This window comes from Sphingomonas sp. Leaf208, from assembly GCF_001421415.1.
In the GTDB taxonomy this organism is placed as follows: domain Bacteria; phylum Pseudomonadota; class Alphaproteobacteria; order Sphingomonadales; family Sphingomonadaceae; genus Sphingomonas.
Genome location: NZ_LMKH01000012.1, coordinates 20,017 through 45,025 on the forward strand (window position 1 = coordinate 20,017; position 25,009 = coordinate 45,025).

The following is a 25,009-nucleotide window of genomic DNA, read 5'->3' on the forward strand; positions in this document are numbered from 1 at the left end:
TGAACGATGGTCTCATGGAGCAGGGGGGCGGTCAAGGCCGTGCAGAATGTTTCCCCGCGAAAGCGGTGATCCAGACTGGGCTCCCGCCTTCGCGGGAGAACAAGAGAGCGGGGCCTACAATTATGCCCCCGCGCCCTTACACCAGCGCTTTGTCGAACAACGCCAACATGCGGGCCCAGGCCTTATCCGCCTGGACAGGATTGTAGACCTTCGAGTCGGGCGGGCACCAGCCGTGCATGGTGCCAGCGTACACCTCGATCTCGGCTGGGAGTTTCGCCGCGGCAAACGCGGTGCGGAGCGTGTCCTTCTCGGTCGGCGACCGCGCGTCGTCATTGGCGGCGATCGCGATGAGGTATTGCGCCTTCATCTGCGGGATCAGGAGGTGTGGGCTGTCGGGCTTGTCGGTGACGAAGCCGCCGCCGTGGAAGGTCGCGCCTGCGCGGATGCGGTTCGCCACGGCTGCAGCGGTGCGCATGACCATCGGGCCGCCCATGCAATAGCCGGTGGTGGCCATGCCACGCTTGCGATCGACCTGCGGTTGCGCGTCGAGGAAGGCGGTAAAGGCTTTCGCGTCGCGAACCGTCCCTTCGGACGTGAGGGCTTCCCGGAATGGGGCGATGCGGCTTTTGACTTCGGGTTGGTCGTAGGATTCGCCGGGCTTCAGGAATGGCGCCTTGGTCGAGCGGTAGAACTGGTTGACGACGAGCACCGCATAGCCCGATTGCGCGAGGCGGTCGGCCATCTGGCGGAAGGCGGGGCGTAGGCCCATGATGTCGGGCCAGACCAGCACGCCGGGATGCTTGCCGGTCGCGGGCGCGACGAAATAGGCGTCGGCCTTGCCGTCGGGCGTGGTGATCGAGACGTCGCGGCCCTTGATGACGGCGGCATTCGCGGGCGCGGGGAGCAACATCGTCAGCCCCATCGCGCCGGTCATCACGCCGAACCGGCGACGCGAGACGCCGGCCAGATAGGCTTCGTTATCGTCTGCGGTATGCTCGTCGCACATGGGCCTATCCTCTTGAATTTGGCTGCATGCTAACTCAGGCCGCGCGCCACCACCATACGCCATCTTGCGTGTCGCGGGTCGCGCGGCCCTCGACTTCGAGGCGGCGGAGATGCGCCAGGGCTTCGCCGGTCGCCATGCCGAGCACGTCGGGGCCGATCGCGCGGCGGAACAGGCGGCCGAAACAGTCGACGGCGCGGCGGGGTTCGGCGAGGAAGACGGCGAGTTCGTCGAGTCGTTCGCGGTGTTCGCGGTCCATCGCGTCGAGGCGGGTGTGAAGGCCGGTGAACGGGTCGCCGTGGCCTGGGAGGACGAGCAGGTCGGCGGGCAGCGTCTTGAGCTTGGCGATCGAGGCGAACCATTCGCCCAGCGGATCGGCGCCCGGTTCGGTGACGCCGAGCGAGACGTTGGGGCTGATGCGGGGAAGGACCTGATCGCCGGCGATGAGGATGCCGCCGGCTTCGTCGTACAGGCACGCGTGTTCGGGGGAGTGGCCGGAGCCGGTGACGATCCGCCAGTCGCGCGTGCCGATGGTGAGCGTGTCGCCGTCTTCGATGCGGGTGTAGCTGAGCGGAAGCGGCGTGATGATCTTCCGGAAGCCGGCCCAGCCCTTGGCGGTCGCGTGGTCGATCTGTTCTAGGGCCCAGCCTGCGCCGCGCCAGAAGGCGAGCATTTCGTGCGGAACGGAGTCCCGGGCGTCGGCGGCGAGCATGCGCGCGGTCAGCCATTCGGCTCGGGTCATGATCAGGGGGGCGGCGTGGTGGTCGCACATCCAGCCTGCCAGGCCGATATGGTCTGGGTGGAAGTGGGTGCCGATCATCTTGGTGATGCGGGTGTTGACTTTGGGGCCGCTGAAGATGGCTTTCCAAGCGTTGCGAGCCTCGACGGTGTTCATGCCGGTGTCGATCAGCGCTTCGCCGTCGGTGTCCGCGAGGAGCCAGCAATTTACGTGGCGCAAGGGGCCGGGGATGTGGAGGCGGACCCAGTCTATGCCGGGGGCGACCTGCATCGTGCCGCCTACTTCAGGTTCTGCGCCACCAAACGGGTAGGTCAGCCCTTTGTGGCTGGTCGGCGCGAAATCGGTGTCGGGTGCGGTTGCCATCCGTTGCGGTTAGCAACTGGGTGTGGCGGGAGATAGTGCTGCTTGGCAGCTGACGCCTCTCTCGATCCTCCCCCGCCAGGGGGAGGTGGCACCGTAGGTGACGGAGGGGGAGGACACGGAACAAGGGTTGGCGCTTGCCTCCCCCTCCGTCTGGCGAGTGCCAGCCCCCTCCCCCTGGCGGGGGAGGATTGTGTTGGATTAACGGATTCGCACGCTCTCCGTCATCCGGCCGGGGACGGCACGTCTCAAATTCAGACGAAGGAAGCTTGTTTCCCCGCGAAGGCGGGGACCCAGACTGGGCTCCCGCCTTCGCGGGAGAACATGGAGGCGCGGACTGTTCGACATCACTGCCGCCGCCTTGTGCGTCGGCTAATCTCGCTAGCCGTACGTATGCGGAGAACACGGGGCCGCCCCCCTGCCCCCTCCCGCTTGCGGGAGGGGAAGTGCGGTCAGCGCTTGAAGGGGTCGTCGAACAGCGGCTTGACGGGCAACACGCCACCGTCTGCCACGAACTGGGCGTCCGCGGCCGCCTGGGTGCGCTCGGCGCGGAGCTGCTGGAGCAATACCTCGCGGTCGCCTTCGAGGCGCGTGTCGGTCGGGGCTTCCATGCCCGCTGCCTTCGCCGCCTTCGCCACTGCCGCATCGAGCTCGCGCTGCGACGTCAGGCCGAGCGTGACGGGGTCCTTCGGGGTGATGTTAGCGATGTTCCAGTGGCTGCGGTCGCGGATCGCGGCGATCGTCGTGCGCGTCGTGCCGATCAGCAGCGAGATCGCGCCGTCGGTGATCTCCGGGTGGTTGCGGATGATCCACGAGATGCCGTCGGGCTTGTCCTGGCGCTTCGAGACCGGCGTGTAGCGCGGGCCCTTGGTGCGGCGGACCTGCTCGGGGCCCTTGATCATCTTGAGCTGGTAATCGGGATCGGCGGCACCCTTGTCGATCTCTTCCTGCGTAACCTCATGCGCGCGCACGGGATCGCGGCCGGTCAGCTTGGTCGAGGTGGTGTCGTCGGCGATCGCCTGGATCTCGAGGATGTGCAGACCGCAGAAGTCCGCGATCTGCTCGAAGCTGAGCGCGGTATTGTCGACCATCCAGGCGGCGGTCGCGTGGGGCATGAGCGGCTGGGCCACGGCGGAAACTCCGTAAAAATAGAAAGGGCCGCCCCTTTCGGAGCGGCCTGACATGAGAGAGACTTAGTGCGCGCGGGGGCAACAGGCAAGCGAACAAGCTCAGGCGGCCATGAGCTTTCCTTCGAGGGGGACGAGCGCGTGGAGGAACTGGCGGGCGCTGGCGGGCCAGCTGTAGCGCGCGGCATAGGCGGCGCAGGTGACGCTGTCGCGGGTGAGCGCGGTGGCGATCGCGGTGTCGAGGTCCTCGTGCATCGCGCCGACACGGTCGTCGAGCACGTCGATCGGCCCGGTGACCGGGTACGCCGCGACGGGAGTACCGCAGGCGAGCGCTTCGATCATGACGAGGCCGAACGTGTCGGTGCGGCTCGGGAAGACGAGGACGTCGGCGGTGCGGTACGCGGCGGCTAGGTCGAGGCCGGAACGCTGGCCGAGGAAGACGCTTGTGGGAAGCGGCGGGCTAGAGTCGCGCGAGCCGGACCGTCGCCGACGACGACCTTGGTGCCGGGATGCGCGGAGGACAGGAACGCCTCGATGTTCTTCTCGACCGCGACGCGCCCGACATAGAGGAGGATCGGGCCGGGCAGCGCTGCGATCTCGGGATCGCGCGCGCCGTCGAGGCCGAACTGCGCGAAGTCGACGCCCCTGCCCCATTCTCGGACCTGATGCAGGCCTTGGGTTGCGAGCGTTGCCGCGACCGACGGCGTGGAGACCAAGATCGACTGGGCTGGGCGGTGGAACCAGCGGATGTAGCGCCAGATCCAGTCCGGGTTCGCGCCGGTGCGGGCAGCGATATAGTCGGGGAACTGCGTGTGGTAGGCGCTGGTGAACGGGAGCGCGCGGGCCAGACACCAGTTGCGGGCGGCGAGACAGACCGGCCCTTCGGTGGCGAGATGGATCGCGTCGGCGCCGAACGCGGCAAGCATGCGGCCGACGGCGCCCGAGCGCGCGAAGGCGAGGCGGATCTCGGGGTAGGTCGGGCATGGCATCGAGGCGAAGCGTTCGGGGGAGACTACCAGGACCTCGTGGCCGACGGATTCGAGCTCGCGCTGGACCGACTGGAGGGTGCGGACGACGCCGTTGACTTGCGGGCTCCAGGCGTCCGTGACGATCGCGATACGCATCGTGTCTTCTCCGTTTTGCCCCTCTCCCATGGGGAGAGGGAGGGGCCCGGCCGGCGCAGCCGGGTGGGAGGGTGAGGGCACGCTTTCACTCGCGTTGTGGACTTGCCCTCACCCGCGCCGCTGACGCGGCTTGCCCTCTCCCCGACGGGGAGAGGGTTTAAGTTAGGCAGCTAGGCTTATGACCTTGTCGCGTTCGCGGGCGGCGATTTCGTCGCCCCAGTGGAGCAGTTCCATGCGGCCGTCGAAATGCTCGACCAAGGCGGTGCAGCCTTCGACCCAGTCGCCGTCGTTGTAATAGGCGATCCCGGCGATCTCGCGCATCTCGGCGGTGTGGATGTGGCCGCAGACGACGCCTTCGACGCCGCGGACGCCGGCCGCGTGCGCGACGACTTCCTCGAAGTGCGAGATGAAGGCGACGGCGTTCTTGACCTTGGCTTTGGCATGCTTCGACAGCGACCAATAGGGCATGCCCATGTGGCGGCGCGCGCCGTTGACCCAGCGGTTGAGCCCCATCAGCATCGTGTAGGCGGCGTCCCCGATGTGCGCGACCCAGCGGTGTGCGAGCGTGATCGCATCGAACTCGTCGCCGTGGAGGACCAGCAGGCGGCGACCGTCCGCAGTCTCGTGGATCGCGTTGCGGCGGATCGAGATGCCGCCCAGGTCGAGCCCCGAGTATTGGCGGAACACTTCGTCGTGGTTGCCGGGGATGTAGACGACGCGGGTGCCGCGCTTGGCGCGCTTGAGCAGGCGCCAGATCACGTCGTTGTGCGCGGCGGGCCAGTAGAATTTCTTCTTGAGCCGCCAGCCGTCGATCATGTCGCCGACGAGGTACATCGTCTCGCTGTCGACGTGGTCGAGGAAGTCGTTGAGCATCCCGGCGTTGCACCCACGCGTGCCGAGATGGACGTCGGAGATCCAGATCGTGCGGTATTGGCGGCGCTCGACGACCGGCTCGGGTACGGCAGGCCGGGAATGGATGAAGTCGGCGATATCGGTGATGTCGGCGCCAACGAAGCTAGATGGCGAAAACGTCGTGATGGCGTTCATGAGCCTGCCCCCGCAAAACTATCCTTGTCGCGAGTATTAGCCGAGTATTGTTACACGGTGGTCGCAGTCCGGTGACTGTTCCAAGTCATGGGCGAGGATAGCTTGTTTTCTCGCGAAGGCGGGAGTCCCGACTGGGCTCCCGCCTTCGCGGGAGAACAAGTTTTGGGTCAGGTAGCACTCCGAGGCCCCCACCCCGGCGGAGGCCGGGGCCCAGTTGGAGAGGTTGCAGTGATGGAGCGCACCGCGTCCTTACTGAGCACCCCCAACTGGGCCCCGGCCTTCGCAGGGGTGGGGTAGTGGGGGTGGTGGCCGTTTGCCCCTCCCTCTCACTCCATCGTCAGCACGATCTTTCCGACGTGATCGCCTGCTTCCATCCGCGTATGCGCGGCGGGCGCGTCCGCAAACGCGAAGGTGCGATCGATCACGGGCTTCAGCTTGCCGGCCTCCACATGCGGCCATACCGTCCGGGCGAGTTCGTCCGCGACCAGCGACTTGAACGCGGTATCGCGCGGGCGGAGGGTCGAGCCGGTCAGCGTCAGGCGGCGGCGCATGATCTCGAACAGGGGGACGGTAGCCGTCGCGCCGCCCATGACCGCGATCGACACATGCCTGCCGTCTTCGGCAAGGCATTGCAGGTTGCGCGAGACGTAGTCGCCGCCGACCATGTCGAGCACCGCGGCGACGCCCTTGCCGCCGGTGATCTGCTTCACGCGTTCGACGAAATCCTCTGATTTGTAGTCGATCGCGTGCGTCGCCCCGAGACTGAGCGCGGCTTCGCACTTCGCCTTCGAGCCGGCGGTGACGATGATGTCGATGCCAAAGACGTTGCACAGGGCGATCGCCATCGTGCCGATGCCGCTGGTGCCGCCGTGGACGAGGACGGTGTCGCCTTCCATCGCGTAGGCGCGCTCGAAGAGGTTGGTCCAGACGGTGAAGAGCGTCTCGGGCATCGCCGCCGCCTCGACCATCGTCAGCGCCTCTGGCACGGGGAGGCACTGGCCGAATGGCGCGACCGCATATTCCGCATACGCACCGCCCGAGATCAGCGCGCAGACGAGCTGGCCGATCTGTTCGTCACCGACTCCTTCGCCGACCGCGACGATCGTGCCGGAGATCTCCATGCCGAGGATCGACGGCGCACCCGGCGGGGGCGGATACTTGCCCTGGCGCTGCATGACCTCGGGACGATTGACCCCGGCGGCCGCCACCTTGACCAGCACCTCGCCCTGCCCCGGCCGCGGCACGGGACGGTCGACGAGGACCAGCACTTCGGGACCGCCGGGCTGTTCCGGATCGATCGCCTTCATGACGTCGGGTACACCTAAGTTACTGGATTGGTTTTCGGGTATCGCGGTCATTGCTCGTCACGTCCCTTTAGATTTCCGCGCCTTATTGACATCACTCTGGTGCGGGTCAACGTTACAGAAACTATGGAACCGGACGACACCCCCTCCCGTCCCGACGATCTGCTCGACGCGCTCGTGCGACAGGACCTCGATCCGTTGTCGGTCGCCGAGCTCGATGCGCGGATCACCGTGCTGCAGGGCGAGATCGCGCGCTGCCAGCTGAAGAAGGACCGCGCGGTCAGTCACCGCGCCAGCGCCGACGACCTGTTCAGGCGGTGATCGCGCTGCCCGCCTCCACAAGCGTTGCATTTAGGCAGCGCAGGAACGGACGGGGCCGGGTTCAAGTGCTTGATGCGACCGATATCAGTTCCGACATAGTGGCAAAGGGCTCGCGTTCTCGCGGCCCGACAGGAGTATTGTAAATGCCATCATTTGCACCCGCCCTCGAGACCACGCTGCACAAGGCGCTCGAGGCGGCATCGTCCCGGCGTCACGAATATGCGACGCTGGAGCATCTGCTGCTCGCGCTGATCGACGACGAACATGCGTCGAAGGTCATGACCGCGTGCAACGTCGAGATCGGCGATCTGAAGAACACCGTCTCGCATTACCTCGACAGCGAACTCGATGCGCTGAAGGTCGATGCGGCGACCGATCCCTCCCCCACCAGCGGGTTCCAGCGCGTCGTCCAGCGCGCGATCCTGCACGTCCAGTCCTCGGGCCGCGACGAAGTGACCGGCGCCAACGTGCTCGTCGCCTTGTTCAGCGAGCGCGAGAGCTATGCCGTCTATTTCCTGCAACAGCAGGACATGAGCCGCCTCGATGCGGTCAGCTTCATCAGCCACGGTGTCGGCAAGGGCGGACAGCAGGCGACCGAAGCATCCACGCCAAAGGGTGCGGACGACGAGAAGCCGGCCAAGGGACAGGAGAAGGGCAAGACGGAAAGCGCGCTCAAGCAATTCACGGTCGACCTCAACGAGAAGGCCAAGAACGGCAAGGTCGATCCCCTGATCGGGCGCGGGCCGGAGGTGGATCGCACGATCCAGATCCTGTGCCGCCGGTCGAAGAACAACCCGCTCTATGTCGGTGATCCGGGCGTGGGCAAGACCGCGATCGCGGAAGGCCTGGCGCGGAAGATCGTCGAGGGCGACGTTCCCGACGTGTTGTTGCCGGCCGTAATCTACTCGCTCGACATGGGCGCGTTGCTGGCGGGGACGCGGTATCGTGGTGACTTCGAGGAGCGCTTGAAGGCGGTCGTCAACGAGCTCGAGAAGCTGCCTGACGCGGTGCTGTTCATCGACGAGATCCACACCGTGATCGGTGCGGGTGCGACGAGTGGCGGTGCTATGGATGCCTCGAACCTGCTTAAGCCGGCTTTGTCGGGTGGTACGATCCGGTGCATCGGCTCGACGACGTACAAGGAGTTCCGCAATCACTTCGAGAAGGACCGCGCTCTGCTGCGGCGCTTCCAGAAGATCGACGTGAACGAGCCGACGATCGAGGATACCATCAAGATCCTTGCCGGCCTGCGGAGCGCGTTCGAGGATCACCACAACGTCAAGTACACGCCCGATGCGATCAAGTCGGCGGTCGAGCTGTCGGCGCGGTACATCAACGATCGCAAGCTGCCGGACAAGGCGATCGACGTGATCGACGAGGTCGGTGCGATGCAGATGCTGGTGCCACCGAACAAGCGCAAGAAGACGATCACGCCGAAGGAGATCGAGCAGGTCATCGCGACGATGGCACGCATCCCGCCGAAGTCGGTCTCAACCGACGACAAGCTGGCGCTTGCCACGCTCGAGACGGATCTGAAGCGCGTGGTGTTCGGGCAGAATGCCGCTATCGAGAAGCTGTCGTCGGCGATCAAGCTGGCGCGGGCGGGCCTTCGCGAGCCTGAGAAGCCGATCGGCAACTACCTGTTCACTGGCCCTACCGGTGTCGGTAAGACCGAAGTCGCCAAGCAGCTCTCGACCATCCTCGGCATTCCGCTCCAGCGGTTCGACATGTCGGAATATATGGAGCGGCATTCGGTCAGCCGTCTGATCGGTGCGCCTCCGGGTTATGTCGGGTTCGATCAGGGTGGTTTGCTGACCGATGCGATCGATCAGAATCCACACTGCGTCCTGTTGCTTGATGAGATCGAGAAGGCGCATCCGGATCTGTTCAACATCCTGTTGCAGGTGATGGATAACGGACGACTGACCGATCAGCATGGCAAGTCGGTTGATTTCCGCAACGTCATCCTGATCATGACGACCAATGCGGGTGCCAGCGACATGGCGCGCGAGACGGTCGGCTTCGGCAACCTGTCGCGCGAGGGCGAGGACGAGGTGGCCGTAACGAAGATGTTCACGCCCGAGTTCCGCAACCGTCTTGATGCGGTGGTGCCGTTTGGGTACCTCCCAACCGAAGTCGTGGCACGCGTAGTGGACAAGTTCATCCTCCAGCTCGAACTCCAGTTGGCGGACCGCGGCGTGCATATCGTCCTCGACGACGAGTCGAAGGCGTGGCTCACGACCAAGGGCTATGACAAGCTGTACGGCGCACGGCCGATGGGTCGCCTGATCCAAGAGAAGATCAAGCAGCCGCTCGCCGAGGAACTTCTGTTCGGCAAGCTGGTCCACGGCGGCGAGGTGACGGTGAAGATGAAGGACGGCGCGCTGTCGTTCGCAATCGAACCGGCGGCACCGAAGAAGCCGAAGAAGAAGGGCAAGACCGAGACGGTCGACGCCAGCTAACGATTATCAACCTGGTTCAGCGAGAGCTGGACCAGGTTTGATTTGAGGTGGCTGGATGAACAGCACTCCAAATTCTACCAATTTTCTTTCGGCTCGCGCCCGGTTCTGTCCTTGAGACACGATCGGCGGTGAGGATGAAGCGACCTCGCGAAGCCGATAGCGTGGTTCGAATTGCGAGCCAAATTGGCATAAATCGATCCAGTATGGTCGAAATCCGATTGATTACGCCGTCGTACGGGCGCCTCTTTACCATTAATTGGCTAAGGCGGCTTAGACGGTGTCTGCATGACGTTCGGGTTTCGTATCACTTGGCTCATCGGCATCGTTGCGACGGCGTTGGCGATGCTCGGTGCTGCGCCGGCCGAGGCACGGACCGGGCAACTGCTCGATGTCTGTATTACGCGGGCTACCCCAGGGCTTTCCGTACCTGCCTTGTTTCGAACGCCTTCACGGTTTGACTGCACCACGCCCCAGTCGGCCTATGGGTCCGGCGATTTCTGGATTTTGTCGCAGGCTTTGCCGACGAACCTGACGCACATCCCTGATCTGCGTGCCCTGACCGCGAGCGTCTGGCAGGATCGCGTCACGCTCTTCGTTCTTTATGCAGACGGCGCAATCCGCCGTACCGGGTTCACCAGTCGCACGTCCGGCCGCCATCTCATGATCGGCGCAACCCTGTCTCTGACGCTGCCGCCGCACGTTGCGCCCCCCGTCCGCCTGCTTTGGCACGTCGAGGGTTCGGCGAATTTGCGGGGCGTCGTACTCGGGCCGACACTCGCAACGGCCGCGGAAGCCGCAGAGAGCGAGATCATCCTGTCGGCGCTGTATGCAAGCTTCGGCGGGATGGCGATCGCGTTGATCGTCTACAATCTCGCGTTGTGGGGTGCGCTTCGACAGTCGTTCCAGCCGGTCTACTGCCTCCTGGTGCTATGCTTGCTCGGGTACGCCTTTTCGTCGTCGGCCGCGCTGGGCCAGCTTGTGCCGTCGCTTGACAACAACGACCGCTTGAAACTCAACGTATGTTTGCTGGCGATCTGTGCGGGCATGGTCCTGGTCTTCGCACGCGCTTTTTTCGAGCGTGCGGTGTTCGATGGTTGGCCGCGCCCCGCCAGCAACGTGGCGCTCGCGACGCTCGCCACGGCCGGAATTGCGTTTGCGATCCTGGCGCCGTGGCAGATCTACTGGCTCGATCGGTTGCTGACGCTCAGTTACATCCCGCTGATCGCGCTGGTGCCGCCGGTGCTGTACCGAGCCTGGCGGGTTCGCAGCAGCTATCTCTGGATGTTCACGCTCGCCTGGGGCGCGCCCATCGTCTTTGCCAGCCTGCGGATCGCCGGTGCGCTGGGGCTGATGTCGTGGAGTTTCTGGATCGATAATTCGACGATGATCTCCATGATGCTGGAGGCGCTGCTCTCCAGTTTGGCGATCGCGTACCGGATTCGCCTGCTCAGCGTCGAACGCGACGACGCGCGTGAACAGGAGATCGCGGCGCGGTTACTGGCGGATACCGAGCCGCTCACCGGGCTGCTCAATCGCCGTGCATTCCTGGATCGCGCGATCGGACGGTCGGGCGATCAGATGCTGCTGATCGCGGACGTCGATCACTTCAAGCACGTCAACGAAACCATCGGCCACGATGGCGGCGACGAAGTCCTGCGGGTCGTGGCGCGGGTATTACGCAACGCGGTGCCGCCCGACGCTCTGGTCGCGAGGATCGGCGGGGAGGAGTTCGCCATCCTCATCGACGCGACGACGCCGGTCCTGCCCGACACGATCCTCGAACGTTTGCGCAGCCAGCGCATGCCGTTCGACATGGCGATAACCGCCAGCATTGGCTGCTGTACGGGGCCGCTGCAGCGCGAATCCGACTGGAAGGCGCTGTATCGCAGCGCCGATCGTGCCTTGTTCGCGGCCAAGGGCGCCGGGCGCGATCGGTCGCGCGACGCAGGCATACTGCCGATTGCCGCTTGAAGCCGGTTCGCTTGCGAAACGGCAACGCGTGAGCCATGATTGCACGCCTGGGAGATCGACGATGCGTAACCGGAAACTTGTGTTGGCGGTGGCGGGGCTTGCCCTTGTGACGCTCGCCGTGCGCCATCCGACCGCAGACTTCCGGTTGATCACGCACGACAAGAGCGACCCTTCGCCGCACCGGATGCAGGCCGTCGTCGATTTCGGACTGGTCGGTGTCTCGGTGTTGTACACCTGGACCGTCTACCGCTTGCGGTAAGTGCGTGCCGCATATCCGGCGCCCTCTCGCGCGTCCTTGACCCTCGTCGCGTGCCTGCGCCATAGCGGCCGGCATGGACACGCCGATCGAAGACCTCGCGTTCGAGGATGCACTGAAGGAACTCGAGCTTATCGTCGGGAAACTAGAAAGTGGCGACACGCCGCTCCAGCAGGCGATCGAGCTGTACGAGCGCGGCAACAAGCTGCGCCAGCGTTGCGCCGATCGGCTCGATGCGGCGCAGGCGCGGATCGAGGCGATCCGGCTCGACGGCGACGGCAAGCCCGCGGGCGTCCGCCCGTTCGCGGCGGGCTGACGCGGTGAGCGGGATGCCCGTCACGCTTGATGCCGCGCTTGCCGAGGTCTCCGCGGAGATCGACCGGCAATTCGACCAGCTGCTGACCATTCCGGACGATCCGCGCGGCGACCTGTACCGCGCGATGCGGCATGCGGCGATCGGCGGCGGCAAGCGGCTGCGTCCCTTGCTCGTGTTCGCGACCGCCAATCTGTTCGACGTGGCGCGGGACTGTTCGGCGCGGGCCGCGACCGCGATCGAGGCGATCCACGTCTATTCTTTGATCCACGACGACCTGCCGTCGATGGACGACGACGACATGCGCCGCGGCAAGCCGACCGTGCACAAGGTGTTCGACGAGGCGACTGCGATCCTGGCGGGCGATTGCCTGCACGCGATGGCGTTCGAGATCCTCGCCGATCCGGCGACGCATCCCGATCCGTTCGTTCGGATCGAACTGGTCATGGACCTCGCGCGGGCGTCCGGGCCGAACGGCATGGCTGGTGGCCAGAAGATGGACATTGAGGCCGAGAATACTCGCTTCGACCTCAACACTGTCACGCGGTTGCAGCAGATGAAGACGGGCGCGCTGATCTCGGCTTCGGTCGAGGCTGGCGCGATTCTCGGGCGGCTGCCACCGGAAGGTCGCGTGGGGCTTCGCGGGTATGCGCATGACCTGGGGCTCGCGTTCCAGATCGCCGACGACCTGCTCGATGCCGAGGGTGACGAGGCGGTCGTGGGCAAGTCGCTGCGCAAGGACGAGGTCGCTGGCAAGGAGACGTTCCTGTCGCTGCTCGGGCCCGAGCGTGCGCGCGAACAGGCGCGGATGCTCGTCGACCAGGCGGTCGCGCATCTGCACAGCTATGGCAAGGAAGCCGATCTGTTGCGGGACATCGCCCGTTTCGTGCTCGAACGCGACCGCTAAGTCTATCACCGGGGAGTTCAACATGACCGCACGGATTGGCGTTTACCCCGGGACCTTCGATCCCGTGACACTCGGTCATATGGACATCATCCGGCGCGGCGCGAAGCTGGTCGACCGGCTGGTGATCGGGGTGACGACCAACCCGTCAAAGTCGCCGATGTTCACGATCGAGGAGCGGATGGCGACGGTGCGCCGCGAGGTCGCGGACGTCGACGGCGATATCGAGGTGGTGGCGTTCGATTCGCTGCTGATGGATTTCGCCGAGCGGCAGGGCGCGAAAGTGATCGTCCGCGGCCTGCGCGCGGTCGCCGATTTCGAATATGAATATCAGATGGCGGGGATGAACCAGCAGATTAATCCGCGCGTCGAGACGGTGTTCCTGATGGCCGACGTAGCGTTGCAGCCCATCGCGAGCCGGCTGGTGAAGGAGATCGCACTGTACGGCGGGAATATTGCCAAGTTCGTGCCGGAATCGGTGCGCGAAGAAGTGGTCGCTCGGGTCGAGAAGATCGGCCGCAAGGGGAGCTGACCTTCTTCGCCCCTCCCTGGAAGGGAGGGGTTGGGGGTGGGTCGGGTTCCGCTTGGTCGAACGTTTGAGGCTCAAGCGAGCCTACCACCCCTGGCCCCTCCCTTTCAGGGAGGGGAGCAGCGATCCCCATCACGTTCAGATTGGCGCAAGCGGGGATTTGCTCTAAGTGGCGGCAGCCTGGTTGCGCCGGGCCTCTTTCGAGTGGGAATTTGATGCGCTTTTTCGTCGGAATGTTCGCGTTGCTCGGGTGCCTGGTCACGGTGCCGGCTGGTGCAGCGCAGAAGAAGGAAGTCGTGGCGCCTGCCGTTCGCGCGACCCCGCCCCTGACCACGGATACGCAGAACCTGCTGCTGCTCGATCTGTCGACCGGTGGGCGCGTCACGATCTGGCTTCGGCCCGACGTCGCACCGCTGATGGTCGAGCGGATCAAGACGCTGACCCGCCAGCATTTCTATGACGGGCTCGCGTTCCACCGCGTGATCGATGGCTTCATGGCGCAGGGTGGCGATCCCAAGGGCGACGGCACCGGTGGCTCGACGCTCCCCGACGTGAAGGCGGAGTTCAACTACCTGCCGCACGTCCGCGGCGCCGTCTCGGCGGCGCGGTCCGACAAGGAGGACAGCGCGAACAGCCAGTTCTTCATCGTCTTCCAGCCGCGCCTGAGCCTCGACAAGAAATACACCGTGTTCGGTCGCGTGCTCGACGGAATGCAGTATGTCGACGCGATCGAGCGTGGCGAGCCGCCGGCGAACCCGTCGCGGATCGTCCACGCCTATATCGCAGCGGACAACCCTCCGGCGTACATGGCTGGGCCGCCCGCCCCGGCGCTCGGTGCACCGGTGACGTTGCCGGGCACGGCTTCGGGGCCTGACGCTGCCAAGCCGAAGCTCGCGCCGGCCGCTCGCAAGGCGCCGGTAAAGAAGGCTCCTGCAAAGAAGTGACTTCACGTTGAACGTCGACCTTTTCGACTTCGACCTGCCGACCGACAATATCGCGCTTCGCCCCGCGGCGCCGCGCGATGCTGCGCGGATGCTGGTGCTCGAAGGTGATCGCACCACGGATGCAGGCGTATCCGACCTGCCGTCGCTGCTGCGGCGTGGCGACATGCTCGTGTTCAACGATACGCGCGTGATCCCGGCGCAGCTCGACGGGCGGCGCGGCGATGCCAAGATCGGCGCGACGCTGCACAAGCGCGAGGGGCCGCGACGGTGGCGCGCGTTCATTCGCAACGCGCGGCGGTTGCGCGATGGTGACGTGATCGAGTTCGGCAACGGCGTCAGCGCAGCGGCGGTCGATCGCGAGGACGATGGGAGCTACGCGCTGGTGTTCGCGGGCGACGAGCCGGTCGAACTGCTGCTCGAACGCGCGGGCCACATGCCCCTGCCCCCGTATATCGCCGGCAAGCGCCCGACCGATGAACGCGATGCGGACGATTACCAGACGATGTTCGCGTCCGAGCCGGGAGCGGTCGCAGCGCCGACGGCGGCGTTGCACTTCACGCCGAAGCTGATGGCGGCGCTCGAGGCGGCGGGGATCGAGCATGCGACGCTGACGCTGCATGTCGGCGCGGGGACGTTCCTGCCCGTGAAGGCGACCGACACGACCGAGCACAAGATGCACGCCGAGTGGGGCCGGATCGACGCCGCCACCGCAGATCGACTCAACGCGGTCCGCGCGAACGGTGGTCGCGTCATCGCGGTCGGGACAACGTCGCTGCGGCTGATCGAGAGCGCGACCGGCGAGGACGACGTGATCCGCCCATTCGACGGCGACACCGCGATCTTCATCACGCCGGGATACCGGTTCCGCGGCATCGACGGGTTGATGACCAATTTCCACCTGCCGCGCTCGACCTTGTTCATGCTCGTGTCGGCGCTGATGGGGCGCGAGCGGATGCAGGCGGCGTATGCGCATGCGATCGCCGGGAAGTATCGCTTTTACAGCTATGGCGACGCCTCGCTTCTGCTGCCATGACGGGCGGCATGCTGCTCGCTCTCGCTCTGCTTCAAGCCATTGTCGCTGCGCCGCCGCCCGCGGGTACGCCGCAACCACCCGCGACGATCTTCGCCGAGCCCGCCGCGCTGTTCATCGCCGCGTGCGATACGAACGGTGATGGCCGCGTGACGCAAGCCGAGCTGACCGCGGGCGTCGCGCGGAGCTATGCCACCGCCGAGGGTGCAGCGACCGGATCGATCGGGTACATCGCCTTTGCCGACTGGGCGCAGGCGTGGCTCGGCGATCGCAATGCGTTGCCGAGCCCGTTCGAGGTCGATCGTGACGGCGACAACCGGATCACGCTGGCCGAACTCCAAGCGCGGTTCGCGCAGTTCTTCACGCGGTTCGACCGCGACAAGGATGGCGTGCTGACCCGCGCCGAACTCATCACCATCCGCGGCGCGCCGGCCGGCGATCGCTACGGCATCCGCAAGAAACGTTGATATGACTCGTCCCCGCTTCGACTTCACCATCTCTGCCACCGACGGCAAGGCGCGCACCGGCGTCATCGCGATGCAGCGCGGCGACATCCGCACGCCAGCGTTCATGCCGGTCGGCACCGCCGCCACCGTCAAGGGGATGAAGCCCGCCGACGTCGTCGGTGCAGGCGCGGACATCATCCTCGGCAACACCTATCATTTGATGTTGCGGCCGGGCGCCGAGCGGGTCGCGCGGCTGGGTGGTCTGCACGCGTTCTCGGGCTGGTCGAAGCCGATCCTCACCGATTCCGGCGGCTATCAGGTGATGAGCCTTGCCGACCTGACCAAGCGGTCAGAGGAAGGCGTCTCGTTCAAGTCGCACCTCGACGGCACACGGCATCTGCTGAGCCCGGAGCGGTCGATAGAGATCCAGCGGCTGCTCGGCTCGAACATCGTCATGGCGTTCGACGAACTCGTGCCGACGACGTCGACGCGTGAAGTGCAGGCGGCGGCGATGGAGCGATCGATGCGCTGGGCCAAGCGGTCGCGCGCGGCGTTCGATGCGGGTGAAGATCATGCCGAGAACAACGCGATCTTCGGCATCCAGCAGGGTGCGCTGAACGAGGGCTTCCGCAAGTCGTCTGCGGATGCGCTGATCGATATCGGCTTCGATGGCTATGCGGTTGGCGGACTCGCGGTCGGCGAGGGCCAGGAGGCGATGTTCGGGTGTCTTGACTTCGCGCCGGACCAGTTGCCGGTCGACAAGCCGCGCTATCTGATGGGGGTCGGCAAGCCCGACGACATCGTCGGTGCGGTCGAGCGCGGGATCGACATGTTCGATTGCGTGATGCCGACCAGGTCGGGTCGCACCGGCCAGGCCTTTACGCGCACCGGGCCAATCAACATCCGCAACGCGAAGTTCGCCGAGGATATGGGGCCGCTCGATCCCACCTGCCCCTGCCCGGTCTGCGCGACCTGGGGCCGGGCGTATCTGCATCACCTCGTCCGGTCGGGCGAAATGCTTGGCGCAATGCTCATGACGGAGCATAACATCTGGTTCTACGAAACGCTGATGGCGGATCTGCGGGCGGCTATCGCCTCGGGCACGCTGACGCAGTTCGCGAATGATTTCCGTGGCGTGTATGCCCGGAAGAGTGAAGGAGAGCCCAAGTGACCATCAAGATCGACAGCGATACCCCGAACGAAATCCTTGCCGCCGCCAAGGAGGCGAAGCTGCAGGCCGAGGCCGCCGCGCACAACGCCGCGGAGAAGGCCAAGAGCTGGCCGCTCGCGAAGATCGGGCTGGGCGTCGGCATCGGCTCGGCGGCGATCGCAGGCGCGGTGCTGTTCGCGAACCGCAACAAGTAAGGACTTCCATGCGCCTCCTCCGCTCCGCTTTGCTGCTGACCGCAGCGTCTTTCCCGGTAGCGGTGGGGGCGCAGACCGCACCTACCCCGACGCAGGTTTCGGTGAAGCCGATCGCCTATACCGAACGCACCTTGCCGAATGGCCTGCGCGTGTATGCGATCCGCGACACCGGCACGCCGAACGTGTCGGTGCAGGTCTGGTACGACGTCGGCTCGAAGGACGACCCCAAGGGCAAGTCCGGGTTCGCGCACATGTTCGAGCACCTCATGTTCAAGTCGACGCGTAACCTGGTGTCGGAGCAGATGGACCGGCTGACCGAGGATGTCGGCGGCTACAACAATGCGTCGACCAACGACGACTATACCAATTATTACGAGGTGATCCCGGCCAACCACCTCCAGCGTCTGCTGTTTGCGGAAGCCGATCGGATGGCGAGCCTCGTCGTCGAGCCAAAGAGCTTCGGCTCGGAGCGCGATGTGGTGAAGGAGGAGCTTCGCCAGAGTACGCTCTCGCGGCCGTACGGAAAGCTGTTCTCTCTCTATTATCCGGCGCTTGCGTATACCGCGCACCCTTATGCACGCGGGACAATCGGCAGCCTGGAGAATCTGGAAGCCGCCGGGATCGACGACGTCCGGGCGTTCCATGCGACCTATTATCGGCCGGATAACGCAATCCTTGTGGTGTCGGGCAATTTCGATCCGGCGCAGTTGAACGGCTGGGTCGACCAGTATTTCGCGGGGATAAAGAAGCCGAGCGCGGCTATCCCGCGGGTGACAGTGGCCGAGCCCGCGCGGACCAAGGCGGTGACGCGGACCGTGTACGAGCCCAACACGCCACTGCCTGCGGTGCTGGTAAGCTATCATGTACCGGCGGATCGCGATGCGGATATCGCGGCGTTAACGGTGCTGAAGGCGGTGCTGGCGACCGGCGAGAGTTCGCGGCTGTACGAGAGCGTCGTGTACCGCGACCAGCTTGCGCAGTCGGCCGAGGCGTTCCTCGATACCAAGCAGGCGACCGGCAACATGGTCGTTTACGCGATCCTGGCGGGCGGCAAGACGGTCGAGGCGGGTGAAGCAGCGTTGAAGCGCGAGATCGCGCGGTTCCGCGATGCGCCGGTGACCGCTGCCGAACTGGCGGAGGCGAAGAACGAAATCCTCACCCAGTCGATCCAGTCTCGCGAGACCGCCGAGGGCAAGGCGAGCACGCTGGCGTCTGACGTGCTGGTCGACGGCGACCCGCAGGCAGCTGACAAGCAATTGGCGGCCATTGCGCGGGTGACGGCGGTGGATATCCAGCGGGTTGCGCGGAAATATCTTGGTGACAACCAGTCGGCGACGATCCGGTACATGCCACTCGCGGCCAAGCCTGCGGGCGGTGTCGCGGATGCGATCACGGTTGCACCGACGGTGCAGGTTGCCGACCTGAAGGCGCCGGCGAATATCGAGATCGTGACGCCTGCGCCGGAAGGGCAGCGGGTCCAGCCGCCTGCGCCAAGCACACCGGTATCGCCGACGATCCCGCAGCCTGTGGAGACGCGGCTCGCGAACGGTATGCGGCTGGTCACGGTGGAGCGGCACGACCTGCCGATCGTTACCGCGTATCTGGTGACCGCGGGCGGTGCGGCGACCGATCCGGCGAACCGCGCCGGCGTCAGCAGCTTGTCGGCGGAACTGCTCACCAAGGGCACCAAGACGCGCTCGGCCACGCAGATCGCGCGTGCGGTCGAAGGGCTTGGCGGCGCGATCGGCAGTTCGGCTGGCAGCGATGGCGCCGCGGTCGACGTGACGGTGAAGTCGGACCAGCTTGCGCCGGCGATGGCGATCCTCGCCGACGTCTCGATCAACCCGGCCTTTGCGCCCGAGGAGATCGAGCGCGCGCGGACGCAGCAGGTCGATGCGGTGACGCTCGCGTTGAAGGATCCGGCCCAAGTCGCAGGTCTGGTTGCGGATCGCGCGGTGCTTGGGGCATCGCCCTATGGCGCGCCTAACGGGGGCACGCCGCTGTCGCTGAAGGCGATCACGCGGGCCGACATCACGGCGGCGTATGCGCGGAGTTTCCAGCCGGGCCAGGCGACGCTGATCATGGTCGGCGACGTCACTGCCGCGCGCGCCAAGGCTTTGGCGGAGGCGCAGTTCGGTTCTTGGAAATCGACCAGCACGGCAACCGCGAGCGCGCCGCAGGTCACGTACCCAAAACCTCGTGTCATCGTCGTCGACATGCCGGAAGCGGGTCAGGCGGGCGTCGTGGTTGCGCGTCCTGCGATCGCGCGTTCGGATGCACGCTATTATCCGCTCGCGGTCGGCAATACGGTCCTTGGCGGCGGCTTCTCATCACGGTTGAACCAGGAAATCCGGATCAAGCGCGGGCTGGCCTATGGCGCGAGCAGCGGGCTCGACGCGGGGAAGACGCAGGGCACGGTCGCGGCGCGGACGCAAACCAAGAACCCGACCGCTGCCGCGGTGGTGACGCTGATCGCTGCCGAGATGACGCGGATGGGGGCGTCACCCGTGTCCGCCGCAGAACTCGACACGCGCAAGGCCGTGCTGGTCGGCAATTTCGGGCGCGGGATCGAGACGACGTCGGGCGTTGCAGGAATCCTGGGCGCCTATGTTCAGAATGGCGTGCCGCTCGGTGAACTCCAGCGCTATACCGACGCGGTGGGTGCCGTCGATCCGGCGGCCGTGCAGGCGGCGGCCGTCGCGCTGCTCGACCCCAAGGCAGCCAGCATCGTCGTGGTCGGTGACGCCAAGCAGTTCATCGAGCCGCTGCGCAAAGCCTATCCGAACGTCGAGGTCATCCCCGAAGCCTCGCTGAAGCTCGACACCGCAACCTTACGGTAAGCGATTGCTGCTACGGATTCAGTCCGTCCCGCGGTGGGACGGACTGAATCCGTGCGCGATCGGTCCGGCCAAATCGGCTATGCCCGGCTCGACAGGCAGGTACGAGGAAAGCGATTGCGCGTTAGGTTGCAGACGGTTCGGTTGATGAAACGCATCTGGGCGGCGATGGTCGTCACGTTGTTGATCATAGGTGCCGGAATCTCTGCCCACGCCGCACTCCGGGCGATGTCGGCGCGTGAAGCGGCGAACGACCGCGCGCGTGCCGCGTCTTCGGTAAAGGTTTCAGCCCCTGCCCCTACGCTGGCTGAGCAGGAGATCGCAGCTCCTGCGGCGGGTGTTACGGGGACCATCGATCTCCCGAATTTGCCAATCCCAGCCGGTGCGACGCTCGACGCGGGCATTGTTCCCGCACGGCCATTCTCGATGGCGAGCGCATCGGCGCTGAACCGCGACCGCGCGCTGCAATGCCTCACCGCGGCGATCTATTACGAAGCCGCATCCGAGCCCGATGCCGGCCAGCAGGCGGTCGCGCAGGTCATCCTCAACCGCGCACGGCATCCTGCCTTCCCGGGAACGGTATGCGGCGTGGTGTACCAGGGCTCGGAACATGCCGGCTGCCAGTTCAGCTTCGCATGCGACGGCGCGATGACGCGGGTGCCCGCGCGCGCCGCATGGGTTCGCGCCGCGCGCGCGGCGGGCATGGCCCTGGCCGGCTATGTCTACGCACCGGTCGGGTTGGCGACGCACTATCATACCTATGCCGTGACGCCTACGTGGAACCGGAGCATGGTGATGACCGATGTCGTCGGCGCGCATTTCTTCCACCGGTGGAAGGGGTATTGGGGTACTTCGGCTGCGTTTAGTCAGCGCTACGCTGGCGGCGAACCTGTGCCGGGGCCGCATATTTCCCTGCAACCGATTGCGCCGCCGACGCCTCAGATGATCGCAGCTGCGACAGCCGGAGCTGTCTCCGTCCCGGTGCCGGCTACGGTGGTGGCGACCGTTGCGCAGGCCAAGCCCGCTACTCAGGCACCGGCAATACCGGCTGCTTCCGACATGCTACCGCCAGAGTCGCAGATCCTCGACCGGTGGAAGGATTCGGGTAAGCCGCTGAAGTAAGTTGCGGCAACCTTCCACGGTGCTGCGTAAGCGGCCTCGGAGTTGACGTTCCTCAGAAGTTGTTTGCGCAGAGGCATAAAGAAAAACCCGGCTGCATCGCTGCACCCGGGTTTTTCCTCAAATAAATCGAACCTCGGAGATCCGGCCTATTCGGCGGGGACCATCGACGGGATGCCGATCATCATGCGTTCGCCACCGGGGGGGGCGGCTTCACGCGCGGCGCGGAGGATCTGGGTACGTTCGGCGCGTGAGGCCATGTCGTCCCAGGCCTTTTCGGCTCGGCGGCAGCGATCGCGGACGTTGTCGAGGAGGGCGGCATCGCCGTTGCGACGCTCTTCATCAGCGCGGGCCCGGTAAAATTCTGGATTATCGGCCATGCTGGTGCGCTCCTGCGGGAAATTTCAAAGGGGTGATGCGGCGACCATGATGGCCGCCGCATCGCAACCGAGATCAGGTTGGCGGACCGTAATCCGCCAGCGAGATCAATCGGCTGGCTGGAGGTTCACGGCCGACTGCTTGCCGCGCTTGTCGGGCTCGAGCTCGTAGGTGACGCGCTGGTTCTGGTTCAGCGTCGGCATGCCGGCGCGCTCAACCGCGGTGATGTGCACGAATGCATCGTTGCCGCCGCCATCCGGCGCGATGAAGCCATAGCCCTTGTCGGCGTTGAAAAACTTGACGGTTCCGGTGATAGCCATGAAGTGGCTCCTTCTTAGTAGAGAGTAACCCGACGTTCGGGCGACCCGTGCCGCGGAGCAGGGAAAGAAGGAGAAAGGTGCCGCAAAGCGCCAAGAACCGTCGATATGCGACTGTAGCTGAGCGCTATATGGGCCAAGACCGCCGGAATTGCAAATCTTGCCGGTAAAATGGGTCAAGAACTGCGTCGATTTACGCAGATAATATTTTCGCGTGCGCCGCCATCGACCACGATAATTTAAAACGACCGGCGCCGATATTTCGACGCCGGCCGAGGGATTTAACGGCAGCGGGTGTCGTTGCTGGAGCGATCCACCGCGCGCCCGGCGAGGGCGCCGCCGGCCGCACCGAGGACGGTGCCGAGCAGGCCCGAGCCGCCGGGGGCGATGACGTTGCCGAGCACGCCGCCCGCGACTCCGCCGACGATCAGGCCAGTGGTGCCGTCGTTGCGGCGGCAATAATACCGGCCGTCATTGCCACGATAGACGCGGTCGTTGCGCGACAGGCGGCGCTCGCGATAGCGTGCATCGTCGCGGTAATAGCGACCGGCATCGTAGCCACCGTATGCGGGATCGACCCGGTTATAGTCGTAGGAGCGATAGCGCGGGTCGACGCCGTAGCGGCTGCCCCCGTCGCCAACGCAACCGGCGACCATGGTGGAGGCGGCCAACAGGCCCAGCATCGCAACGCGCATTTCGTGTCCTTTCAGTGGGTTGATACTGAAGGCGTAATGATCGGCGCTGGCATTTGGTTGCCGGCGCCTATCCTGGATCAATCCTTGAGGTTGGCGGGCACGGTGCCGCCGTTCTTCTCCAGCTCGCGCATCACGGCCTTGATCAGCCACATGTTCATCTCCGCGCTGCCGTCCTTCGCACCGGTATAGCCGAGCTCGGTGGCGAGCTCCTTGCGATTGTCGAGGCTCGAATCGAGGTCGAGCAGCTTCATCAGGTCGACGATCGACGTGCGCCAGTTGAGATCCGAACCCCTCTTCGAGGCGATGCCCGAGAGGACGGCCTCGACGTCGACCGCCTGGGCTGGCGCGGCAGGCGCAGCCTGCGGAGTCGGGGCGGCGGGCGTCGGTGCAGGCTGGGCGGCCGTGGTCTGCGGCGCGGGTGCGGGTGCCGATGCGGGCGCGGCCTTGGGCGTGCCGAAGTGGCCGCTGCCGAGCGGGCCGTGCTCACCGAAGATGGCGGACTTGATCTTGCTGAAGATGCTCATGGGGGTACTCCGTTGACTATGCGTATGGCGGGAGAACGCCCGGTGGCGGATTTGGGTGCAGCGTCCGCAGGCGTCGGCGCCAGATTGGGTGCGGTGTGCGACTGGCCGGACGACTGGCCAGGCGACTGGCCGGGACCGGCGCCGGACGAAGCGGCGTTACCGGGTTCGGGGTCAGGCTTTCTCGGGCGATCCGGATCGAAATCACGGGCCAGCGCAGCGACGCGCGCGATATCGGTCGCGGCGACCGCATCGACCTCGTCATCCTCGATCAGCCCGCAGCCCACCGCATAGCCGATGAACCAGCTGTCGCGGTCGGCGCCCTCGACGACGACGCGCTCGGCGGTCTCTCGGTCGTACGGCGCATCGAGGATGATCGCCTCCTCCCGGGAACATTCGCGGCTGTACCCGTCGTCGCCGAAAGTGCCGCCATTGCCTTCGTCGAAGTCGCTCAGCGGCGGGAAGCGGGTGCGCCAGGCACTGGTGAACTCGTCCCACCAGACCGGACATTCGCCGTCGGGTCCGCCCGGTTCGACGTCCGGAAGTGCAGAAAGTGCAGACGCTGGCGCAGGTGTCGGGGGCGCAGGTTTCGGGGGCACAGGTTTGACGACAGGTTCGGGTGCGAGACTGAGCAGCCCGGCGGCCTCGGCGCGCGCCCATTGCTCGGCGGTCCAGCCGGCGCGGGCGGCGGGATCGAGATCGGCGACGTCGATCTCCGACGCGAGGCCGGCGTTGCTGCGAAGCCAGCGGTCCGCGCGGGCCAGCGCCACGATCGGCGCCATCCCCTCCCCTGCGTCGGACGACCGGACACGCTCGCCGAGGAACAGGCCGGCGCGGGCCGGGCCGGCGTCGCGCTCGACGAGGTCGAGGAACGCGTCGAACTCGGTCGCGATCAGGCGTGCGGCGGCATTGGTGGTCTCGCTCTCCTCGGCATGGCGATCGAGCCGGGCGAGCAGCGACATGGCGAGGCGGTTGTCGAAGCGGTGGCGTTCGATCACGTCGCCGTCGGGCTTCGTGAGGCGCTCGATCTGGCCGACCATCGCGCGACAGAACAGCGCCTCGGCGACGATCGGCCGCGCGACGAGCTTGGCGGCGTCCCAGCCGAGCGCGAACGCCGCGCCCGCTGCACGGCGGCGCAGGCTGTACGCGGCGCGTGGCGACAGGCCGACGCTGGCGGTCGCCTCGTCGACGGTGGCGCCCTCGGCGATGCGTTCGAGAAAGCCGCGCTGGCGGTCGGGGGACCAGCCGTCGATGCGCTGGCGATTTTGCCGCGCGAAGGAGTCGATGGGCGGTGCGTCGACACCCTGGTCCTGGAGAGCGGCGGTCACTTGCGCATGGTCCGGGCGAGCGCGGTCCAGCGGTCGCGGTTGGCGGCGATCTCCGGCGATACGGGGATGCGGGTGCCGATCCGGCCGGCGTCGACATGCGCTTGCCAGGCGATGACGTGGCGGACCGCGTCTGGGAGGTGGTCGGGGATCGGGGGCTCGCAGCGCGGCCTGGGGGCGGGCACGGCGCGCCTGGCCAAGTGGCAGGGTCGCGGATCTTCCGGGGTGGGTGCGTTTGCCATGGTCGATCCTCGCCTGAGAGAGGACCGATCAGGTATGCCGGATCGGGGTGTGTAGGACAGCGGTTTCGGGGGGGGGGGCTCGTCATAACACCCCCTCGTCATCCTAACGAAAGTCAGGACCCAGGGTTACGGGGCATGGCGCTTTTGGCTCTGGGTCCTGACTTTCGTCAGGATGACGGAGTGGGGGATGAGGGCGTGGCGTGGGTGATGAAACCAGTGCTCATCGATCTTGAACACGCGTTAGCGCGCGATACGACGCCCTCCTTGTTCTCCCGCGAAGGCGGGAGCCCAGTCTGGATCCCCGCCTTCGCGGGGAAACAGGCTTACCTG

General features: G+C 65.8%; 25 protein-coding genes and 1 pseudogene. 14 read left to right on the top strand and 12 right to left on the bottom strand.

All coding sequences use genetic code 11. From position 1 onward, the window contains the following. Positions 1 to 136 precede the first annotated feature (136 nt). The 6 genes and pseudogenes from ASE69_RS06295 to ASE69_RS06320 all read right to left on the bottom strand — a co-directional run bounded on the left by ASE69_RS06295 (position 137) and on the right by ASE69_RS06320 (position 6,707). Entirely contained in the window at positions 137 to 1,006 is an 870-nt protein-coding gene (locus ASE69_RS06295; RefSeq protein ID WP_056484478.1) for a dienelactone hydrolase family protein, read from the bottom strand. Between the two features lie 34 nt (positions 1,007 to 1,040). Next, complete coding sequence (locus ASE69_RS06300; RefSeq protein ID WP_056484481.1) at positions 1,041 to 2,105, bottom strand: MBL fold metallo-hydrolase; 1,065 nt, start codon at positions 2,103 to 2,105, stop codon at positions 1,041 to 1,043. A gap of 449 nt (positions 2,106 to 2,554) precedes the next feature. Then, positions 2,555 to 3,232 carry a DUF1013 domain-containing protein gene (locus ASE69_RS06305; protein ID WP_056484483.1) on the bottom strand — a complete coding sequence of 226 codons (678 nt, stop codon included), beginning with the start codon at positions 3,230 to 3,232 and terminating at the stop codon, positions 2,555 to 2,557. A gap of 99 nt (positions 3,233 to 3,331) precedes the next feature. After that, a pseudogene (locus ASE69_RS06310) lies at positions 3,332 to 4,353 on the bottom strand (glycosyltransferase family 4 protein). Between the two features lie 162 nt (positions 4,354 to 4,515). After that, a complete protein-coding gene (locus ASE69_RS06315) occupies positions 4,516 to 5,400 on the bottom strand; it encodes a UDP-2,3-diacylglucosamine diphosphatase (RefSeq protein ID WP_056484486.1) in 885 nt (294 codons plus the stop codon). A gap of 326 nt (positions 5,401 to 5,726) precedes the next feature. Continuing rightward, positions 5,727 to 6,707 (bottom strand): NAD(P)H-quinone oxidoreductase, encoded by a 981-nt coding sequence (locus ASE69_RS06320; protein ID WP_056484489.1) that lies wholly within the window; start codon positions 6,705 to 6,707, stop codon positions 5,727 to 5,729. 123 nt (positions 6,708 to 6,830) lie between these two features. On the opposite strand from ASE69_RS06320, the gene ASE69_RS06325 reads away from it, so the two are divergent. The 14 genes from ASE69_RS06325 to ASE69_RS06390 all read left to right on the top strand — a co-directional run bounded on the left by ASE69_RS06325 (position 6,831) and on the right by ASE69_RS06390 (position 21,204). Continuing rightward, complete coding sequence (locus tag ASE69_RS06325) at positions 6,831 to 7,025, top strand: DUF1192 domain-containing protein (protein WP_056060574.1); 195 nt, start codon at positions 6,831 to 6,833, stop codon at positions 7,023 to 7,025. Between the two features lie 143 nt (positions 7,026 to 7,168). After that, positions 7,169 to 9,487 (top strand): ATP-dependent Clp protease ATP-binding subunit ClpA, encoded by a 2,319-nt coding sequence (clpA, locus tag ASE69_RS06330; protein WP_056060577.1) that lies wholly within the window; start codon positions 7,169 to 7,171, stop codon positions 9,485 to 9,487. Positions 9,488 to 9,772: 285 nt separating this feature from the next. Beyond that, the gene (locus ASE69_RS06335) at positions 9,773 to 11,458 is read left to right on the top strand and encodes a sensor domain-containing diguanylate cyclase (RefSeq protein ID WP_056484491.1); all 1,686 of its coding nucleotides are present in this window, start codon (positions 9,773 to 9,775) and stop codon (positions 11,456 to 11,458) included. A 61-nt stretch (positions 11,459 to 11,519) separates the two neighbouring features. Further along, positions 11,520 to 11,717: a hypothetical protein gene (locus ASE69_RS06340; RefSeq protein WP_056484495.1), complete on the top strand. Its 198-nt coding sequence runs from the start codon at positions 11,520 to 11,522 to the stop codon at positions 11,715 to 11,717. 73 nt (positions 11,718 to 11,790) lie between these two features. After that, on the top strand, positions 11,791 to 12,030 hold the full coding sequence (locus tag ASE69_RS06345; RefSeq protein WP_056060585.1) for an exodeoxyribonuclease VII small subunit: 240 nt from the start codon (positions 11,791 to 11,793) through the stop codon (positions 12,028 to 12,030). Between the two features lie 13 nt (positions 12,031 to 12,043). Further along, positions 12,044 to 12,934 (top strand): polyprenyl synthetase family protein, encoded by an 891-nt coding sequence (locus ASE69_RS06350; protein ID WP_056484498.1) that lies wholly within the window; start codon positions 12,044 to 12,046, stop codon positions 12,932 to 12,934. 22 nt (positions 12,935 to 12,956) lie between these two features. Then, positions 12,957 to 13,463 (top strand): pantetheine-phosphate adenylyltransferase, encoded by a 507-nt coding sequence (coaD, locus tag ASE69_RS06355; RefSeq protein WP_056060588.1) that lies wholly within the window; start codon positions 12,957 to 12,959, stop codon positions 13,461 to 13,463. A 212-nt stretch (positions 13,464 to 13,675) separates the two neighbouring features. Continuing rightward, positions 13,676 to 14,404 (top strand): peptidylprolyl isomerase, encoded by a 729-nt coding sequence (locus ASE69_RS06360; RefSeq protein ID WP_056060592.1) that lies wholly within the window; start codon positions 13,676 to 13,678, stop codon positions 14,402 to 14,404. 7 nt (positions 14,405 to 14,411) lie between these two features. Continuing rightward, entirely contained in the window at positions 14,412 to 15,437 is a 1,026-nt protein-coding gene (gene queA, locus ASE69_RS06365) for a tRNA preQ1(34) S-adenosylmethionine ribosyltransferase-isomerase QueA (RefSeq protein WP_056484502.1), read from the top strand. 8 nt (positions 15,438 to 15,445) lie between these two features. Continuing rightward, positions 15,446 to 15,901: a calcium-binding protein gene (locus tag ASE69_RS06370; RefSeq protein WP_056485216.1), complete on the top strand. Its 456-nt coding sequence runs from the start codon at positions 15,446 to 15,448 to the stop codon at positions 15,899 to 15,901. A gap of 1 nt (position 15,902) precedes the next feature. Further along, complete coding sequence (gene tgt, locus ASE69_RS06375) at positions 15,903 to 17,051, top strand: tRNA guanosine(34) transglycosylase Tgt (protein ID WP_056484505.1); 1,149 nt, start codon at positions 15,903 to 15,905, stop codon at positions 17,049 to 17,051. Further along, positions 17,048 to 17,245 carry a hypothetical protein gene (locus ASE69_RS06380; RefSeq protein WP_197978314.1) on the top strand — a complete coding sequence of 66 codons (198 nt, stop codon included), beginning with the start codon at positions 17,048 to 17,050 and terminating at the stop codon, positions 17,243 to 17,245. Before tgt ends, ASE69_RS06380 begins: the two co-directional genes overlap by 4 nt. A gap of 8 nt (positions 17,246 to 17,253) precedes the next feature. Further along, positions 17,254 to 20,085, top strand: coding sequence for a M16 family metallopeptidase (locus tag ASE69_RS06385; RefSeq protein ID WP_056484508.1), 2,832 nt, complete (start codon positions 17,254 to 17,256; stop codon positions 20,083 to 20,085). A 144-nt stretch (positions 20,086 to 20,229) separates the two neighbouring features. Continuing rightward, complete coding sequence (locus tag ASE69_RS06390; protein WP_056484510.1) at positions 20,230 to 21,204, top strand: cell wall hydrolase; 975 nt, start codon at positions 20,230 to 20,232, stop codon at positions 21,202 to 21,204. A gap of 146 nt (positions 21,205 to 21,350) precedes the next feature. On the opposite strand, the gene ASE69_RS06395 is transcribed toward ASE69_RS06390, so the two are convergent. The 6 genes from ASE69_RS06395 to ASE69_RS06420 form a co-directional block, all read right to left on the bottom strand. Further along, entirely contained in the window at positions 21,351 to 21,581 is a 231-nt protein-coding gene (locus ASE69_RS06395) for a hypothetical protein (RefSeq protein ID WP_056484512.1), read from the bottom strand. 105 nt (positions 21,582 to 21,686) lie between these two features. Further along, positions 21,687 to 21,899: a cold-shock protein gene (locus ASE69_RS06400; RefSeq protein WP_031394996.1), complete on the bottom strand. Its 213-nt coding sequence runs from the start codon at positions 21,897 to 21,899 to the stop codon at positions 21,687 to 21,689. Positions 21,900 to 22,177: 278 nt separating this feature from the next. Continuing rightward, entirely contained in the window at positions 22,178 to 22,591 is a 414-nt protein-coding gene (locus ASE69_RS06405) for a glycine zipper 2TM domain-containing protein (RefSeq protein ID WP_156362209.1), read from the bottom strand. A gap of 77 nt (positions 22,592 to 22,668) precedes the next feature. Continuing rightward, entirely contained in the window at positions 22,669 to 23,115 is a 447-nt protein-coding gene (locus tag ASE69_RS06410; RefSeq protein ID WP_056484515.1) for a DUF3597 domain-containing protein, read from the bottom strand. Further along, positions 23,112 to 24,440 carry a hypothetical protein gene (locus ASE69_RS06415; protein ID WP_056484518.1) on the bottom strand — a complete coding sequence of 443 codons (1,329 nt, stop codon included), beginning with the start codon at positions 24,438 to 24,440 and terminating at the stop codon, positions 23,112 to 23,114. Before ASE69_RS06415 ends, ASE69_RS06410 begins: the two co-directional genes overlap by 4 nt. Continuing rightward, the gene (locus tag ASE69_RS06420) at positions 24,437 to 24,679 is read right to left on the bottom strand and encodes a hypothetical protein (protein WP_156362210.1); all 243 of its coding nucleotides are present in this window, start codon (positions 24,677 to 24,679) and stop codon (positions 24,437 to 24,439) included. Before ASE69_RS06420 ends, ASE69_RS06415 begins: the two co-directional genes overlap by 4 nt. Between the last annotated feature and the right edge of the window lie 330 nt (positions 24,680 to 25,009).

Coding starts and splice junctions, on each gene's coding strand:
- ASE69_RS06390 (WP_056484510.1), top strand. CDS start 20,230: ATGAAACGCATCTGGGCGGCGATGGTCGTCACGTTGTTGATCATAGGT.
- ASE69_RS06360 (WP_056060592.1), top strand. CDS start 13,676: ATGCGCTTTTTCGTCGGAATGTTCGCGTTGCTCGGGTGCCTGGTCACG.
- ASE69_RS06395 (WP_056484512.1), bottom strand. CDS start 21,581: ATGGCCGATAATCCAGAATTTTACCGGGCCCGCGCTGATGAAGAGCGT.
- clpA (WP_056060577.1), top strand. CDS start 7,169: ATGCCATCATTTGCACCCGCCCTCGAGACCACGCTGCACAAGGCGCTC.
- ASE69_RS06325 (WP_056060574.1), top strand. CDS start 6,831: ATGGAACCGGACGACACCCCCTCCCGTCCCGACGATCTGCTCGACGCG.
- ASE69_RS06320 (WP_056484489.1), bottom strand. CDS start 6,707: ATGAAGGCGATCGATCCGGAACAGCCCGGCGGTCCCGAAGTGCTGGTC.
- ASE69_RS06295 (WP_056484478.1), bottom strand. CDS start 1,006: ATGTGCGACGAGCATACCGCAGACGATAACGAAGCCTATCTGGCCGGC.
- ASE69_RS06385 (WP_056484508.1), top strand. CDS start 17,254: ATGCGCCTCCTCCGCTCCGCTTTGCTGCTGACCGCAGCGTCTTTCCCG.
- ASE69_RS06345 (WP_056060585.1), top strand. CDS start 11,791: ATGGACACGCCGATCGAAGACCTCGCGTTCGAGGATGCACTGAAGGAA.
- ASE69_RS06335 (WP_056484491.1), top strand. CDS start 9,773: ATGACGTTCGGGTTTCGTATCACTTGGCTCATCGGCATCGTTGCGACG.
- ASE69_RS06315 (WP_056484486.1), bottom strand. CDS start 5,400: ATGAACGCCATCACGACGTTTTCGCCATCTAGCTTCGTTGGCGCCGAC.
- ASE69_RS06400 (WP_031394996.1), bottom strand. CDS start 21,899: ATGGCTATCACCGGAACCGTCAAGTTTTTCAACGCCGACAAGGGCTAT.
- tgt (WP_056484505.1), top strand. CDS start 15,903: ATGACTCGTCCCCGCTTCGACTTCACCATCTCTGCCACCGACGGCAAG.
- coaD (WP_056060588.1), top strand. CDS start 12,957: ATGACCGCACGGATTGGCGTTTACCCCGGGACCTTCGATCCCGTGACA.
- ASE69_RS06300 (WP_056484481.1), bottom strand. CDS start 2,105: ATGGCAACCGCACCCGACACCGATTTCGCGCCGACCAGCCACAAAGGG.
- ASE69_RS06340 (WP_056484495.1), top strand. CDS start 11,520: ATGCGTAACCGGAAACTTGTGTTGGCGGTGGCGGGGCTTGCCCTTGTG.
- ASE69_RS06420 (WP_156362210.1), bottom strand. CDS start 24,679: ATGGCAAACGCACCCACCCCGGAAGATCCGCGACCCTGCCACTTGGCC.
- ASE69_RS06370 (WP_056485216.1), top strand. CDS start 15,446: ATGCTGCTCGCTCTCGCTCTGCTTCAAGCCATTGTCGCTGCGCCGCCG.
- ASE69_RS06350 (WP_056484498.1), top strand. CDS start 12,044: ATGCCCGTCACGCTTGATGCCGCGCTTGCCGAGGTCTCCGCGGAGATC.
- ASE69_RS06410 (WP_056484515.1), bottom strand. CDS start 23,115: ATGAGCATCTTCAGCAAGATCAAGTCCGCCATCTTCGGTGAGCACGGC.
- ASE69_RS06405 (WP_156362209.1), bottom strand. CDS start 22,591: ATGCGCGTTGCGATGCTGGGCCTGTTGGCCGCCTCCACCATGGTCGCC.